Origin of the sequence: Saccharothrix sp. CCNWYY140 (assembly GCF_037401995.1) — a bacterium.
Classification (GTDB): Bacteria; Actinomycetota; Actinomycetes; order Mycobacteriales; family Pseudonocardiaceae; genus Actinosynnema.
The window spans coordinates 105,034-120,673 of sequence record NZ_JBBEGC010000005.1 but is presented as its reverse complement, the minus strand read 5'-3'; the positions used below and the strand labels follow the sequence as shown (position 1 = coordinate 120,673).

Here is a 15,640-nt window from a genome sequence, read left to right as displayed (position 1 = left end):
CCAAGGGGTTTCCAACATGCTGCGATTCATAGTCCGTCGCCTGCTCCAGGCGATCCCGACGCTGCTGATCCTCTCCCTGCTCGTGTTCATGTGGCTGCGCTCGCTGCCCGGCGGTCCGGCCGGCGCGCTGCTCGGCGACAAGGCCACGCCGGAGAAGATCGAGGCCCTGAACAAGGTGCTCGGGCTCGACCAGCCCCTGATCATCCAGTACTTCAAGTTCCTCGGGCGCACCCTCTCCGGGGACTTCGGCAGCTCGCTGATCAGCGGCGAGCCGGTGATGACCGAGATCGGCCGGGCACTGCCCGCGACGATCGAGCTGTCCATCGCGGCGCTGCTGTTCGCCGTCGTCCTGGGCATCCCGCTGGGTTACCTCGCGGCGAGCTACCGCGGGCGCTTCCTCGACAACGTCACCGTCATCGGCACCCTGGTCGGCGTCGCCGTCCCGGTGTTCTTCCTGGGCATCCTGCTCAAGCAGGTGTTCGCCCAGGAACTGGCGCTGTTCCCGCCGTCGGGCCGCCAGGACGTCACGATCGACCCGACGCACGTCACGAACTTCGCCGTCCTGGACGGTCTGCTCACCCAGGAGTGGGACGCCGCGGGCGACGCGCTGTGGCACCTGGTGCTGCCGGCGATCGCGTTGAGCAGCATCCCGCTCGCGGTGATCGTCCGGATCACCCGCGCGTCCGTGCTCGACGTGCTCAACGAGGACTTCGTCCGCACCGCCAACGCCAAGGGCCTCCAGGGGTCGATCGTGCGGCGCAGGCACGTGCTGCGCAACGCGATGCTGCCGGTGTCCACGACCATCGGTCTCCAGACCGGCCTGCTGCTGGGCGGCGCGGTCCTGACCGAGCGCGTGTTCGTGTGGGGTGGTCTCGGGTCGCTGCTGGCCCAGGGCATCGAGCGCCGCGACTACCCGCGCTTGCAGGCGTTGCTGCTGCTCGCGGCCGTGGTCTACGTGCTGGTGAACCTGCTGGTGGACATCTCGTATGCCATCATCGACCCGAGGGTGCGGACCTCATGACGACCCTGCTGAACCGCAAGAAGCGGCGGATCGACGAGTTGGCGGGGTCCGCCGGCACGAGCCTCGCGGCGGACGCGCTCAAGCGGATGTCGCGCAGCCCGGTGGCCATCATCGGCGCGGTGATCGTGCTGGTCTTCCTCGTGCTGTCGGTGATCGCGCCGTTCATCACGCCGAAGGACCCGTACAAGCGCTACGAGGAGCTGCTCGACCAGCTGCGCCCGGACAACATCCCGGGCGCCATGCCGGGGTTCGTCATGGGCAGCGACGAGCTGGGCCGCGACTTCTTCAGCCGGCTGCTGGTCGGCGCGCAGCAGTCGCTGGTGGTCGGTGTCGGCGCCACGCTCATCGGCCTGGTGCTGGGCATGCTGATCGGCGGCGCGGCCGGCGCGTTCGGCGGCTGGGTGGACTCGTGGCTGATGCGGTTCACCGACATCATGCTGTCGATCCCGAGCCTGCTGCTGGCCATCTCCATCGCGGCGCTGGCCAGCCGGGGCAGCCAGACCACGGTCATCATCGCGGTCGCGGTGACCACCGTGCCGATCTTCGCCCGCCTGCTGCGCGGCGCGATGCTGGCGCAACGGCACAGCGACCACGTGCTGGCGGCGACCGCGCTGGGCGTGAAGCGCAAGACGATCGTGTTCCGGCACATGCTGCCCAACTCGCTGGGCCCGGTGATCGTGCAGGCCACGCTCACCCTGGCCACGGCGATCATCGAGGCCGCGTCGCTGTCGTTCCTCGGCCTGGGCGACCCCGACCCGGCGCGCGCGGAGTGGGGCCTGATGCTGGGCAACTCGCAGCGCTACATCGACGTGAAGCCGGAGCTGGCCTACTTCCCGGCCATCGCGATCATCATCGTGGCGCTGGGCTTCACGCTGCTCGGCGAGTCGTTGCGCGAGGCTCTCGACCCGAAGAACCGGAGGTGATCCGCGGTGGCCTTGCTCGAAGTGCGTGACCTGCGCGTGGTGTTCCAGCGCCGGGGCACCGAACCGTTCGCCGCCGTGGACGGCGTCTCCTTCGACGTCGACCCCGGCCAGACCGTGGGCCTGGTCGGCGAGTCCGGCTGCGGCAAGTCGGTGACCTCGCTGGCGATCATGGGGCTGCTGCCCGCGCGCGGCAACAAGGTGACCGGCTCGGTCAAGTTCGAGGGCACCGACCTGCTCACGCTGTCCAACCGGGAGATGCGGGACCGGCGCGGCCGGGACCTGGGCATGGTGTTCCAGGACCCGCTGTCGTCGCTGAACCCGGTGATCCCGATCGGCCTCCAGGTCACCGAGGTGCTGGAGCGGCACCGGGCCATGCCGCGCAAGAAGGCGATGGTCGAGGCGGCCGAGCTGCTGGACAAGGTCGGCATCCCCGACCCGACCCGGCGGCTGAGCGAGTACCCGCACCAGCTCTCCGGCGGGATGCGGCAGCGCGCGCTGATCGCGATCGCGCTGGCGTGCCGGCCGCGGCTGCTCATCGCCGACGAGCCGACCACCGCGCTGGACGTGACCATCCAGGCGCAGATCCTGGCCCTGCTCAAGGAACTCGTGCAGGACACCGGGACCGCGCTGATCATGATCACGCACGACCTGGGCGTCGTGGCGGGGCTGTGCGACGAGGTGAACGTGCTCTACGGCGGTCGCGTCGTGGAGCGGGCGGAGCGGCACGAGCTGTTCGGCGAACCGCGCCACCCGTACACGCACGGCCTGCTGGCCTCCATCCCGCGCCTGGACGCGGCGCGCGGCGAGAAGCTGGTGCCGATCAAGGGCTCGGTGGCGGACAACATCCCGTGGGACAGCGCCTGCGCCTTCGCACCGCGCTGCCCGAACGCGCTGGACGTGTGCCGCCAGGTCACGCCCGCGCTGGAGCACGAGGACCGGCGGTCGCTGCGCTGCCACAACCCGGTGCTGCCGGGAACGCCCGCCGCACAGGAGGTGCCCGCATGACCGCTGCTGTCGAGCCGACGGCCGCCGACGCGCCCGTGGGCGGGTCGCTGGTCTCGGTGCAGGACCTCAAGGTCCACTTCCCGATCAAGCGCGGCCTGATCGTGGACCGCACGGTCGGCCACGTGTACGCCGTGGACGGCGTGGACCTGGAGATCCGGCGCGGCGAGACCTACGGCCTGGTCGGCGAGTCCGGCTGCGGCAAGTCCACGCTGGGGCGCGGCATGCTGCGGCTGGTGGAGCCCACCGGCGGCAAGGTCGTGTTCGACGGCACGGACCTGGTGACGCTCAAGGGCGAGTCGCTGCGCAAGATGCGGCGGCGGATCCAGATGGTGTTCCAGGACCCGATGTCGTCGCTGGACCCGCGGCAGTCCGTGGAGTCGATCCTGGTCGAGGGCCTGCGGGCGCACGGCCTGGACAAGGGCCGCGAGGCCACCGGCAAGCGCTTGCGCCAGCTGCTGTCCGCGGTGGGCCTGCCGTCGACCTCGCTGCGGAAGTACCCGCACGAGTTCTCCGGCGGCCAGCGGCAGCGCATCGGCATCGCCCGCGCGCTGGCGGTGGAGCCCGACCTGATCATCGCCGACGAGCCGGTGTCCGCGCTGGACGTGTCGGTGCAGGCGCAGGTGGTGAACCTCCTGGAGGAGTTGCAGGAGGAGTTCGGGCTGACCTACCTGGTCATCGCGCACGACCTGGCCGTGGTGCGGCACATCTCCGACCGGGTGGGCGTGATGTACCTGGGCGGGATCGTGGAGGAGGCGTCCTCGGACGACCTCTACGCCGAGCCGCTGCACCCGTACACCAAGGCGCTGCTGTCGGCGATCCCGGTGCCGGACCCGGAGGTCGAGGACCGGCGCGAGCGGATCCTGCTCACCGGTGACCTGCCGTCGCCGGCGAACCCGCCGAACGGCTGCCGGTTCCACACCCGGTGCCCGTGGAAGCAGGAGACGAAGTGCGCCACCGACCGGCCCGTGCTGCGCGAGGTGCGGCCGGGCCACAAGGTGGCGTGCCACTGGGCGGAGGACATCGAGGCGGGCCGCATCCGGCCGCACGAGGTGGAGACCGTGCTGGTGGAGGAGTCGTCGATCTCGCCGGACGTGCCCCTGATCGGGCCGTCGTCGGTGGGCGAGGTCCTCAACCCGTAGTCCCCCGGTGGGGGTGCGTCCCCCTGGTACGCACCCCCACCGGCTTTCAGGCCCAGTCCGGCTCGCGTCCGAGCAGCCCGACCAGGCGGTCGGTGAGCGGGGCGTCTTCCGGCACGTCCACGGGGTGCCCGAAGGCCGCGCCCGGTCCCCGCACGTCGGGGGTGCTCGGGTAGCGCCGGGCCATCTTGTACGCGGCGAGCGCCATCTCCTCGTCCAGCGTGCTGTCGAACCCGACCGCCTTGGCCAGGTCCCAGGCGTGCACCAGGTTGTCCACGAAGTGCCCGGCGACCAGGCTGCGGCCCGGTTGGGGGCCGAAACCGGGGAACACGCTGGGCCGGTCCAGGAAGCCGTCGACGCGGAAGGCCTCGGTGGCCCGGTCGGCGGCGGCCGTGTAGGCCTCCACCAGGTCGTCGCTCGCCTGCGGCGCGGTCGCGGCCTCGCGGGCGGCGGCGTCGAACTTCAGGGTGCTGTCCACCTGGTGTTGCAGCAGGTCGCGGACGGTCCAGCCGGTGCACGGGGTGCGCAGGTCGAAGTGGTGGGGTTCGAGCTTGCGGTAGAGCGTGACGTTGAGGTCGAGCGCGGCGCGGTCGAGGTCGAGCAGGTCCATCGGTCCTCCAGAATTTGTACGAACGATCGTACAGTTTGTTTGGGTGGGACCGTCAAGAGCGGCTAGCGTGGTCGGGGTGAAGGTGGACGGACGGCTGGAGCGCGGCGAGCAGACCCGGCGGCAGATCCTGCGGCGGGCCGCGGAGATCGCGTCGGTGGAGGGCCTGGAGGGCCTGTCCATCGGGCGGCTCGCGACCGAGCTGGAGGTCAGCAAGAGCGGGGTGTTCGCGCACTTCGGGTCCAAGGAGGAGCTGCAACTGGCCACCGTCCGGGCCGCGGCGAAGATCTTCCTGGACCAGGTGGTCACGCCGGCGCTGGAGCTGCCGCCCGGCGGGGCCAGGCTGGAGCTGCTGCTGGAGGGCTGGCTGGTCTACTCGGAGCGGCGGACGTTCCCCGGCGGGTGCTTCTTCTACGCGGTGCAGGCGGAGTTCGACGCGCGACCCGGCCGGGTGCGCGACGCCATCGCCGAGTACGGCCGCGCCTGGACCGCGCTGGTGCGCGACACCGTCGAGGGCGTGCCGGACCTGGCGGCCGACCCGGACCAGGTCGCGTTCGAGCTGATCGCGTACCTGGAGATGGCCAACGCGCAATCCGTCCTGCACGACGACCCCGCCGCCTACGCCCGCGCCCGCACGGCGGTCCACTCCCGCCTGGCCCGGCCGGTCGGTTAGGCGGCGGCGGCGGTCTCGGCGGCGTCGACCACCCGGCGCTGGGCGGACTTCACAGCCATGCCCACCGGGATGCTGATCAGCACCGCCGTGCCCCACGACAGGGCGATCGCGAGCAGCGGGTCCTCGATCACCTGGCCGCCGAAGTACCCGATCAGCGCCGTGTACCCGCTCCACAGCGTCGCCCCGACCAGCGCGACCGGCGCGAACCGCCTGCTCGGCCACCGCAACGACCCCGCCAGCAACGCCCCGACCAACCCGCCGCCGGGCACCCACCGCACCGCCACCAGGATCGGCTCACCGCGCGACGCGAGCCGCGCCGCCGTCCACTCCACCACCGCCCGCGACCCCGGCCGCCGGCTGAACCGGCGCAGCGCGCGCATCCCGGCGCTGCGGCCGAGCGAGTAGTTGACCAGGTCGGCGACGAAGCACCCCAGCGCCGCCACCACGATCACCCCGGTCAACGGCAGTTCACCGGTCGCGGCCAGCACAGCACAACCGATGAGCACGGCCTCCGTGGGCGCCAGCGGCACGGCCGCGACCACGAACAGCACCACGAGTGCGGTCATGATCGGAGAACGCTAGTCCCACCGGGTTAACTCCGAGGGTCGCCCGCTCTTCAGGAAAGGCTCAGGCGACCCCCGGCGCACCTCTCAGCGGTTGGCCCGGTTCAGGGCCGAGACGACCGCGCGCAGCGACGCGGCCACCGTGGACGAGTCGATGCCCACGCCCCACAGGACCCGGTCGCCCACCGCGCACTCCAGGTACGCCGCCGCCCGGGCGTCGTCACCGGAGGACATCGCGTGCTCGAAGTAGTCCAGCACCCGCACGTCGTACCCGACCGACGCCAGCGCGTCGACGAACGCGGCGATCGGGCCGTTGCCCGACCCGGTGACCTCGGTGGTCTCGCCGTCCACGACGACCACGGCCTTGATCGTCTCGTGCCCGCTGCCGTCGCCGGACACCTTCTGCCGCACGAGCCGCAGCGGCACGGCGCCGTCCAGGTACTCCTCGGAGAACGCGTCCCACATGTCCTTGGGCGAGATCTCGCCGCCCTGCGTGTCGGTGACCTCCTGGATGACCCGCGAGAACTCCACCTGCAACCGGCGCGGCAGGTCCAGGTGGTGCTCGGTCTTCATCAGGTAGGCCACGCCGCCCTTGCCGGACTGCGAGTTGACCCGGATGACGGCCTCGTAGTTGCGGCCCACGTCCTTCGGGTCGATCGGCAGGTAGGGGACCTCCCACGGGAACTCGTCCACGTGCTCCCCGGCCGCCTTCGCCGCGTCCTCCAGGGCCTCGAAGCCCTTCTTGATGGCGTCCTGGTGGGACCCGGAGAACGCGGTGAACACCAGGTCGCCGCCGTACGGGTGCCGCTCGGGCACGGGCAGCTGGTTGCAGTACTCGACCGTGCGGCGGACCTCGTCGATGTCGGAGAAGTCGATCTGCGGGTCCACGCCCTGGCTGAACATGTTCATGCCCAGCGTCACCAGGCACACGTTGCCGGTGCGCTCGCCGTTGCCGAACAGGCAGCCCTCGATGCGGTCCGCGCCCGCCAGGTAGCCCAGCTCGGCGGCGGCCACCCCGGTGCCCCGGTCGTTGTGCGGGTGCAGCGACAGGATGATCGAGTCGCGGCGGGCCAGGTTGCGCGACATCCACTCGATCGAGTCGGCGTAGACGTTGGGCGTGGCCATCTCGACGGTCGCGGGCAGGTTCACGATCAGCGGCTTGTCCGGCGTCGGCTGGATGACCGCGGAGACCGCGTCGCACACCTCCAGCGCGTAGGACAGCTCGGTGCCGGTGTAGGACTCGGGGGAGTACTCGTAGCGGAAGTCCGTCTCCGGGTACTTCTTCGCCTCCTCCAGCGCGAACGCCGCCGCGTCGGTGGCGATCTTCTTGATGCCCTCGCGGTCGGCCTTGAACACCACGCGCCGCTGGAGGATCGACGTGGAGTTGTAGAAGTGGACGATCGCCTTGTGCGCGCCGCGCAGCGACTCGAACGTCCGCTCGATCAGCTCGGGCCGGCACTGGGTCAGCACCTGGATGGTGACGTCCGGCGGGATCGCGCCGTCCTCGATGATCTCGCGGACGAAGTCGAAGTCGGTCTGCGACGCGGCCGGGAAGCCGACCTCGATCTCCTTGAAGCCCATCCGCACCAGCAGGTCGAACATCTTGCGCTTGCGGGCGGGGGACATGGGGTCGATCAGGGCCTGGTTGCCGTCGCGCAGGTCCACCGCGCACCACAGCGGCGCCTTCTCGATCCGCTTGGTCGGCCACGTGCGGTCCGGTACGTCGACGGTCTCCACCTGCTCGTGGAACGGGCGGTAGCGGTGCACCGGCATCGACGTGCCGCGCTGCGGGTTCCAGGCGGGCTGGTCGGCGGGCGCGGGCCGGGACGGGGTGCGGATGCGGCTGGTCCCGGACGAGTACGAGTCGGGTGACGTGGTCATGGTGTGCTCACAGCTCCTGCTGGCCGTTTCGGGAGGACGACCGGCGGCAACGCTCGAGCCCGCGACGGGGGGCCGGTCTGATCAGACCCCGTCACGGCGGCGAAGCAGGAGGGCACGTGCCACGTCGAACAGGTTAACCACATTCCGCCGGGGGGTGGAACCGACCGCCCAGATACTGGACGCGTGGAGCGCGTCCGCAGGCGTGGGGCGTCCGACCAGGTGGTCCGGGTTAGCGCGTGTTTATCACTCGTTCGTGTGAGGTACCTGAACGGCATGTCCAGATGGCGAACCTCAACGCGCAGCGGCAGCTTCACCGCTGCTCGAGTGATCAGCGGCGTGGGCGCTGTGTTCGCTCTCATCGAGGTCCTCTACATCCTGATGATCCTCTTCGGGGCGAACCAGGCCAACGCGTTCTTCCGCTTCATCCAGCAGCTCGCCGAGCCGCTGGCGCTGTTCTTCCCAGGGTTGTTCCAGCTCGGCAACCCCAACCTGGACGTCATCGTGAACTACGGTCTCGCGGCGGTGTTCTGGCTGGTGGTGACCGGCATCCTGGCGCGTGTCGTCGCGCGCTGATGCCGCGTCGGCTTGTCGGGTCGCATTTCCCGCCGATCAGCTCTTCCGATCAGCGGGAAATGCGGGCCGACGAGCCGACTCCAGGCGGCATCAGCCGCGGCGCCGGAGGCGTCGCAATTCAACACCGTCATGGGACACTCCCGTCATGGCTGAGCACACTGCGTCCGACGTCCGGACGCGGATCGTGTCGGTCGTGGCGGGAGTTGTCGGTTGGGTGGGGCTGCTCGTCGCAGCGGTTCTGGTCGTGCACGTCCTGTTGACCGTGGGCGGGGCGAATCCGTCCAACTCGATCACCACGACCGTCGCGACCTGGGCCGATCGGTTCGCCTTGGGCTTCCGCGACCTGTTCACGCCCGAGGACCTGAAACTCCGCGTCCTGGTCAACTACGGCATCGCCGCCGTGTTCTGGCTGATCGTCCGATCACTGGTCGTGAAGCTCGTCCGCCGGCTCGGCTGAGAACAGCGGCTCGCCCCACTCGGTGAACACCGTCTCGGTGAGCGGCCTGCGCTTTCGGACCCGCCTCTCGCGCGCCCGCAGGTCCTCCGGCAGGTCCGAGTCGTCGCCCAACCGACCGACCGCGACGACGACCACCGGCACCACGTCCTCCGGCAGCGCGAAGGCCTCCCGGACAAGATCCTTCGAGAACCCGCCCATCTGGTGCGTGACCAGCCCGTTCTCGACCGCCTGCAAGGTCAGGTTCGCCACCGCCAGGCCCACGCCGTACTCGGTGTTCGGCATCGGCCCGCGATCATCGGCGGTCACCCGGCACGCCACCAGCAGCACCGAAGCCCGCCCCGCCCACGCCTGGTTGCCCGGCCGCAACGCCTCGAAGATCCGGGTGAACACGGAGTCGCCCCGGAACCCGACGAGGAACCGCGCCGGCTGGGTGTTGCCGTGCGAAGGGGCCCACCGGGCGGCCTCCAGCAACGGCCGCAGGTCGGACCCCGTCAAGATCGCAGCGGGGTCGAACGCGCGAGGGCTCCAGCGCTGGGCGATGTTCGGGTTGAGGTCCATCAGATCGCATACTGCCAAGCCGTGATGGCGTAAGCGCCGAACCACGCGCTGAACACCGCGATCCCCACCAGCACCGCCACCACCGTGGACGTCCGCCGCCGCGCCAAGGCCAGTGCGATGGGCACGAGCAGCGTGAACGCCGGCAGCAGCAGCCTGGCCTTGGAGTTCATCAGCCCGTTCGACCCGAGGTCCATCGCCAGCACCCCGGCCCCGTAGACCACCAGCGGCCACTCCAGCCCCCGCCGGATGCCCAGCACGACGAGGGCGATCGCCACGACCAGGAACCACACGGTCGCCAGTTCCAGCACCGACCGCGGCTCACCCAGGATGAGCAGCGCGAACTTCCAGGTGGCCGCCCCGCCGTCGAACCGGGAGTCCCACCCGCGCTGCTGCACGGCGAACCACCCGTCCCACTGCCCGGTCCGCACGGCCGCGTACGCCAGGTACCCGAGCAGCCCGAGCGGCGCGACCAGGCCGCCGACCCACGGCCGCCACCCGTCCCACCGCCGCACGACCGCCACCACGGCCGCCAGGCACACGGCCAGGATCAGCGCCCCCGCCGTCGGCCGCACCAGCCCCGCCGCCGCGCAGCACAGCCCGGCCAGCACCCACCGCCGCTCGACCACGCCCACCAGCGACCACGCCGCCAACGCGCAGAACGTGGCCTCCGAGTACGCCATCGACAGCACGACCGCCATCGGCGAGGCCGCGAACAGCACCACCAGCACCAGCCCGGCCCGGTCGGACCCGCCGAACACCCGCGACCCCAGCCGCCGCAGCCCGTACGCGCAGAACACGCCGCTGACCAGGCTCACCGCGAACGCCGCGCCGACCGACTCGACGCCGGGCAGCCCGTCCACCCACCGCACCAGGGCCGGGTAGCCGGGGAAGAACGCCAGCGGCGTCTCCGCGCTCCGCCGCCCGAACGCGTCCACCAGGCCCGGCGGCACGCTGTCGTACCCGCCCTCGGCGATGCCCAGGAACCACTGCCCGTCCCACGACGTGAGCACGCGCGTGACGTCCTTGTCCCACCGCGCGGCCATCAGCGCCAGCACCAGCAGCCCGAACTCGCGGACCAGCAGGTAGGCGACGGCCGGCGCCAGGGCCAGGGTGACCCGGTGTCTGGCCGCGCGCGCCAGCCGGTCACGCGCGCTCGGCGCGTCCTCGGGCTCCACGCGAACCGCCTCCAGGGTCGACACAGCAGGAGAGGGTAGTGCCCGTCACGGTGCCCGCTGTCCACTCCTTGGGCCAGGTAGTCTGCCTGCAAGCTGGGGTTTCACGCCCGCGTAACCGGCTCGTGGAACTCCCCTCGCCCGTTGTCGGCTCGGAGGGAGAAGGATCAGTGGCGCTCGTCGTCCAGAAGTACGGCGGTTCCTCGGTCGAGAGCGCCGAGCGGATCAAACGGGTGGCCGAGCGCATCGTCGCGACCCGGAAGGCCGGCAACGACGTCGTCGTGGCCGTCTCCGCGATGGGTGACACGACCGACGAGCTGCTCGACCTCGCGCGCCAGGTGTCCCCGGTGCCGCCCGCCCGCGAGATGGACATGCTGCTGACCTCCGGTGAGCGCATCTCCATGTCGCTGCTGGCGATGGCGATCCACTCGCTGGGCGCCCAGGCGCGTTCCTACACCGGCTCGCAGGCCGGCGTGATCACCACGTCCGTGCACGGCAAGGCGCGCATCATCGACGTGACGCCCAGCCGCATCCAGGACGCGCTGTCCGAGGGGGCCATCGCGATCGTCGCGGGCTTCCAGGGCGTGAGCCAGGACAGCAAGGAGATCACCACGCTGGGCCGCGGCGGCACCGACACCACCGCGGTGGCCCTGGCGGCGGCGCTCAAGGCCGACGTCTGCGAGATCTACACCGATGTGGACGGCGTGTTCACCGCCGACCCGCGCATCGTGCCGAACGCCAAGCGGCTGGAGACCATCACCTACGAGGAGATGCTCGAGATGGCGGCGTGCGGCGCGAAGGTGCTCATGCTCCGCTGCGTCGAGTACGCCCGTCGCTACGGCGTCCCGGTGCACGTCCGATCTTCGTTCAGCAACAAGCCCGGGACCATCGTGTCCGGGTCAGTGGAGGACCTTCCCGTGGAACAGGCGATGATCACCGGCGTCGCGCACGACCGGTCGGAGGCCAAGGTCACCGTGACCGCCGTGCCGGACCACCCCGGCGTCGCGGCCCGCATCTTCCGCGTCGTGGCCGAGGCGGAACTCGACATCGACATGGTCGTGCAGAACGTGTCGCAGGCCGTGTCGGGCCGCACCGACGTGACCTTCACGCTGTCCAAGGACGACGGCCCGCGGGCCGTGGCGGCGCTGAACAAGGCGCGCGAGGAGATCGGCTTCGAGCAGGTCCTCTACGACGACCACGTGGGCAAGGTGTCGCTGATCGGCGCGGGGATGCGCTCGCACCCCGGCGTGACGGCGACGTTCTGCGAGGCGCTCGCGTCGGCGGGCGTGAACATCGAGATCATCTCCACTTCGGAGATCCGCATCTCCGTGATCTGCCGGGACACCCAGCTCGACGACGCGGTCCGTGCGCTGCACGACGCGTTCGAGCTGGGTGGGGACGAAGAAGCCGTGGTGTACGCCGGGAGTGGACGATGAGCCCTGTTCTTGCCCTCGTGGGGGCCACGGGTGCCGTGGGCACCGTCATGATCGACATCATCAACGGCCGGCCGTCCGTGCCGTGGGGTGAGATCCGGCTGATCGCGTCCGCGCGTTCGGCGGGCAAGAAGATCACCGTGCGCGGCGAGGAGCTGACCGTCGTCGCGCTGTCGCCGGAGGCGTTCGACGGCGTCGACATCGCGATGTTCGACGTGCCGGACGAGGTGTCCGCGGAGTGGGCCCCGATCGCGGCGGCGCGCGGCGCCGTGGCGGTGGACAACTCGGGCGCGTTCCGCATGGACCCCGAGGTGCCGCTGGTGGTGCCGGAGGTCAACGCGGACCAGATCTCGGTGCGCCCCAAGGGGATCATCGCGAACCCGAACTGCACGACCCTGTCCATGATGGCCGCCTTGGGCGCGCTGCACCGGGAGTTCGGGCTGCGCGAGCTGGTCGTGGCGTCCTACCAGGCGGCGTCGGGCGGCGGCCAGGCGGCGATCGACCGGCTCTACGGCGAGCTGGAGGCGTTGGCGGGCAAGGAGGTCGGCGTCCGCGCGGGCGACGTGCGGGAGGTGCTGGAGGCCGCGGGCCTGCCGGTGTCGGACTCGCCGTTCCCGGCTCCGCTGGCGCTGAACGTGGTGCCGTGGGCGGGTTCGCTGAAGGACGAGGGCTGGACCAGCGAGGAGCTGAAGGTCCGCAACGAGTCCCGCAAGATCCTCGGCATCCCGGACCTCCGCGTCTCGGCCACCTGCGTGCGCGTCCCGGTCGTGACGACGCACTCGCTGGCCGTGCACGCGACCTTCGCCCGCGAGGTGACCGTCGAGCAGGCGCACAAGATCTTCGAGGCGCAGCCGTCGATCGTGCTCGTGGACGACCCGGCGGCGAAGGAGTTCCCGACGCCGGCGGACGTCGTGGGCGAGGACCCGACCTACGTGGGCCGGGTGCGCCAGGCGCTGGACTTCCCGAACACGCTGGACTTCTTCGTGTGCGGCGACAACCTCCGCAAGGGCGCGGCGCTCAACACCTACGAGATCGCCGAGGAACTGGCCGACCGCCTGTAGGTTCGCCGTCATGGCGGACGTGGTGCTCGCGATCGACCTCGGAACGACGGCGACCAAGGTCATCGCGGTAGACCGGAACGCGGGCGTGGTGGCATCGGCGGAGCACGGCTACCCGATGCGCACCACGCCCTCCGGCGAGGCCACGCACGACCCGGTCGAGGTGTGGGACGCGGCCGTCCGCGCGTTGCGGGAGGTCGCGTCCGCCGGGCACACCGTGCGCGCCCTGTCGTTGACGGGCGCGATGCACACGTTGATGGGCTTGGACGCCTCTCTTTCGCCCATCACGCCGTCCCTGAGCTGGGCGGACAACCGGGCGGTCGCCGAGGTAGCCCGCCTGCGCCGCACCCCCGAGGGCATCGCGCTGCACCGCGCGACCGGCACCCCCGTCCACACCATGTCGCCGCTGGTGAAGCTGGCGTGGTTCGCCGCACGGGGGTTCACGGCGGCGAAGTGGTGCGGCCTCAAGGACTACGTGACCCATCGCCTGACGGGCGTCCTGGCGACCGAACACTCCTCGGCCTCCGCGACGGGCCTCCTGGACCTGGCTTCCCTGTCCTGGCACCCGGACGCCCTGGCCTTCGCCGGCGTGACCGCCGCCGACCTGCCGGACCTGCACGCACCGACCGACACGTTCCCGCTGACGTTCGAGATCCCCGGCATCCCGCTGGGCACCCCGGTGGTCCTGGGCGGCGGCGACGGCCCGATGGCGAACTTGGGCGTCGGTGCGGTAGTGCCCGGCGTGGCGGCGGTGTCGTTGGGCACCAGCGGCGCCCTGCGCGTGGTGCGCGACCGGCCCGCCGTGGACGAGGACGGGCAGGTGTTCTGCTACGCCATCGGCAGCGGCCTGTGGGTGCTGGGCGGGGCGGTCAGCAACGGCGGCGTGGTGGCCCGGTGGGCGTCGGAAACCTTCTCCACGGACCTGCCCACCCTGCTCGACGAGGCCGCGCAGGTCCCCATCGGAGCCTCCGGCATCACCGCACTGCCGTACCTACTCGGCGAACGCGCCCCTTGGTGGGACGCCGACGCGACTTCAGCCCTGATCGGCGTCCGCCGCGACCACGGCCGCGCCGAGATCACCCGAGCGCTGATCGAGGGCGTCGCCCAACAACTGGCCCTGGTCCTGGACGCCGTCCGCTCGGTAGCCGACGTGGAAGCCATCCGCGCGACCGGCGGCGCGTTCCGCAGCGACCTGTGGGCCACCGTGCTGGCGGCGACCCTGGCCCTGCCCTTGGAGATCGCTGAGGACAGCGAGGGCTCGGGCGTCGGCGCGGCCCTGCTGGCGTGGCACGCCCTGGGCGACCTGCCGGACCTGACCGAGGCGTCCCGCCTCATCCGCCCGACCAAGCGGATCGCGGCCAACCTCGAGGCCATCGAGCACTACCACCGCACCCGCCCGCTGGTCGCCAAGCTCTACCGGGCGCTACACGAGCTGCGGTGACCGGCTCGTCTTGAGGGACACCGCCGCGATGACCACCGCGCCGGCGCCCGCCACGACGAATCCCCACCCCGGTGCCGAGTGGTCGATGACGAAGCCGGTGATCGGTGCGCCCAGTGCCGCGCCCAGCGTGAACGCCGAGCCCTGGAGGCCCAGGGCCTCGCCGCGGGCGTTGGGTGGGGTGAGGTCGGCGATGGCGTCGCCGGTGCCGGCGATGGTGGGTGCGCACAGGAAGTTCGTGGGGACCAGCGCGATCGCGAGCGCCCACACCGACCCGGTGAACAGCCCGATCGGCACGGCCAGCAGCCCCATCGCGCCCATCAGCGCCCACACCGGCGGCACGCGGTCCAGTGCGCCGTAGACGAAACCGCCCGCCAGCGACCCGAGGCACATCACGACGACCACCGCGCCCGTCCACGCGGTCAGGTCGAGCCCGCGCATGGACGCCACCACCGCCACCTCGACCCCGGACAGCACGAACGTCGCCCCGCCCGCGGTCACCAGCACGCCGACCAGCCGCCCGGACAGCCACTCCCGCCGCGGCACGCGGTCGCCGGACTCGGTGCGGACCGGCGGGTTCACCGCGTACAGAACCAGTCCGAACAGGACCATCAGCGCGCCGATCGTCCACATGGCGACCCGGCTGGTCCAGTGCGTGGTCAGGAACACCCCCAGCGCCGGCCCCGCCATGAACGCCACCTCGACGGCCATCGAGTCCAGCGCCAACGCCGTGCGCCGCCCCGACTTGTCGACCAGCGCGGTGAGGACCTGCCGGCCCAGCGACATCACCGGGATCGTGCTCAGCCCCGCCAGGAAGCACGTGACCAACAGCACCTCGAAGGGCAGCAGAGGCGCCACGAACCAGAACACACCCTCGGTGACCAGCGACAACGCCAACATCGCGCGCAGCCCCCGCGCGTCGCTGAGCCGCCCCATCAACGGCGACCCGACCGCGATCCCGATCGTCGACATCGCCCCGACCAGCCCCGCCGCGCCGTACCCGCGCTCCAACCCCAGCAGGACGTGCATGGTGATCGTCATGCCCGCCGCCGTGGCCGGTATCCGCGCGAACAGCATCAGGACCAGCGACGACGGGACCCGGGGCGTGCGCAGGACGGCCAGGTAGGGGGCGAGGTTCACAC

The 15,640-nt window shown here is 71.2% G+C and carries 16 protein-coding genes; 10 read left to right on the top strand and 6 right to left on the bottom strand.

Going from position 1 to position 15,640, the window contains the following annotated elements; translation table 11 throughout:
- The first annotated feature begins 16 nt into the window (after nt 1–16).
- From WBN91_RS04955 to WBN91_RS04940, 4 genes are read left to right on the top strand one after another with little or no spacing between them, the layout of a single operon-like run.
- Nucleotides 17–1,021: an ABC transporter permease gene (locus tag WBN91_RS04955; RefSeq protein ID WP_337722729.1), complete on the top strand. Its 1,005-nt coding sequence runs from the start codon at nt 17–19 to the stop codon at nt 1,019–1,021.
- Nucleotides 1,018–1,944 (top strand): ABC transporter permease, encoded by a 927-nt coding sequence (locus WBN91_RS04950; RefSeq protein WP_337722728.1) that lies wholly within the window; start codon nt 1,018–1,020, stop codon nt 1,942–1,944. Before WBN91_RS04955 ends, WBN91_RS04950 begins: the two co-directional genes overlap by 4 nt.
- Nucleotides 1,945–1,950: 6 nt before the next feature.
- Entirely contained in the window at nt 1,951–2,949 is a 999-nt protein-coding gene (locus WBN91_RS04945; protein WP_337722727.1) for an ABC transporter ATP-binding protein, read from the top strand.
- On the top strand, nt 2,946–4,088 hold the full coding sequence (locus WBN91_RS04940) for an ABC transporter ATP-binding protein (RefSeq protein ID WP_337722726.1): 1,143 nt from the start codon (nt 2,946–2,948) through the stop codon (nt 4,086–4,088). The genes WBN91_RS04945 and WBN91_RS04940 overlap by 4 nt, the downstream gene beginning before the upstream one ends.
- A 46-nt stretch (nt 4,089–4,134) precedes the next feature.
- On the opposite strand, the gene WBN91_RS04935 is transcribed toward WBN91_RS04940, so the two are convergent.
- The gene (locus WBN91_RS04935) at nt 4,135–4,695 is read right to left on the bottom strand and encodes a TIGR03086 family metal-binding protein (protein WP_337722725.1); all 561 of its coding nucleotides are present in this window, start codon (nt 4,693–4,695) and stop codon (nt 4,135–4,137) included.
- A 76-nt stretch (nt 4,696–4,771) separates the two neighbouring features.
- Here WBN91_RS04935 and WBN91_RS04930 point away from each other — a divergent pair, with 76 nt between their 5' ends.
- Nucleotides 4,772–5,365, top strand: coding sequence for a TetR/AcrR family transcriptional regulator (locus WBN91_RS04930; RefSeq protein WP_337722724.1), 594 nt, complete (start codon nt 4,772–4,774; stop codon nt 5,363–5,365).
- On the opposite strand, the gene WBN91_RS04925 is transcribed toward WBN91_RS04930, so the two are convergent.
- Nucleotides 5,362–5,931 (bottom strand): DedA family protein, encoded by a 570-nt coding sequence (locus tag WBN91_RS04925; protein WP_337722723.1) that lies wholly within the window; start codon nt 5,929–5,931, stop codon nt 5,362–5,364. The two genes, WBN91_RS04930 and WBN91_RS04925, sit on opposite strands and share 4 nt — an antisense overlap.
- A gap of 84 nt (nt 5,932–6,015) precedes the next feature.
- Nucleotides 6,016–7,809 (bottom strand): 2-isopropylmalate synthase, encoded by a 1,794-nt coding sequence (leuA, locus tag WBN91_RS04920; protein WP_337722722.1) that lies wholly within the window; start codon nt 7,807–7,809, stop codon nt 6,016–6,018.
- 273 nt (nt 7,810–8,082) lie between these two features.
- Here leuA and WBN91_RS04915 point away from each other — a divergent pair, with 273 nt between their 5' ends.
- Complete coding sequence (locus tag WBN91_RS04915) at nt 8,083–8,382, top strand: hypothetical protein (RefSeq protein WP_121223641.1); 300 nt, start codon at nt 8,083–8,085, stop codon at nt 8,380–8,382.
- A gap of 145 nt (nt 8,383–8,527) precedes the next feature.
- A complete protein-coding gene (locus WBN91_RS04910) occupies nt 8,528–8,839 on the top strand; it encodes a hypothetical protein (RefSeq protein ID WP_337722721.1) in 312 nt (103 codons plus the stop codon).
- Here the strand turns inward: WBN91_RS04910 and WBN91_RS04905 are convergent.
- Nucleotides 8,804–9,397: a nitroreductase family protein gene (locus tag WBN91_RS04905; protein WP_337722720.1), complete on the bottom strand. Its 594-nt coding sequence runs from the start codon at nt 9,395–9,397 to the stop codon at nt 8,804–8,806. The genes WBN91_RS04910 and WBN91_RS04905 overlap by 36 nt on opposite strands.
- Entirely contained in the window at nt 9,397–10,596 is a 1,200-nt protein-coding gene (locus tag WBN91_RS04900) for a hypothetical protein (RefSeq protein WP_337722719.1), read from the bottom strand. The genes WBN91_RS04905 and WBN91_RS04900 overlap by 1 nt, the downstream gene beginning before the upstream one ends.
- A 143-nt stretch (nt 10,597–10,739) precedes the next feature.
- Here WBN91_RS04900 and WBN91_RS04895 point away from each other — a divergent pair, with 143 nt between their 5' ends.
- The 3 genes from WBN91_RS04895 to WBN91_RS04885 are packed head-to-tail and all read left to right on the top strand — an operon-like array spanning nt 10,740 to nt 14,501.
- Complete coding sequence (locus WBN91_RS04895; protein ID WP_121223638.1) at nt 10,740–12,005, top strand: aspartate kinase; 1,266 nt, start codon at nt 10,740–10,742, stop codon at nt 12,003–12,005.
- Nucleotides 12,002–13,063, top strand: a complete 1,062-nt coding sequence (locus tag WBN91_RS04890; RefSeq protein WP_337722718.1) for an aspartate-semialdehyde dehydrogenase — start codon at nt 12,002–12,004, stop codon at nt 13,061–13,063. Before WBN91_RS04895 ends, WBN91_RS04890 begins: the two co-directional genes overlap by 4 nt.
- A gap of 10 nt (nt 13,064–13,073) precedes the next feature.
- On the top strand, nt 13,074–14,501 hold the full coding sequence (locus WBN91_RS04885; protein WP_337722717.1) for a gluconokinase: 1,428 nt from the start codon (nt 13,074–13,076) through the stop codon (nt 14,499–14,501).
- Here WBN91_RS04885 and WBN91_RS04880 read toward each other — a convergent pair.
- Nucleotides 14,484–15,638, bottom strand: coding sequence for an MFS transporter (locus WBN91_RS04880; RefSeq protein WP_337722716.1), 1,155 nt, complete (start codon nt 15,636–15,638; stop codon nt 14,484–14,486). The genes WBN91_RS04885 and WBN91_RS04880 overlap by 18 nt on opposite strands.
- Nucleotides 15,639–15,640 lie beyond the last annotated feature (2 nt).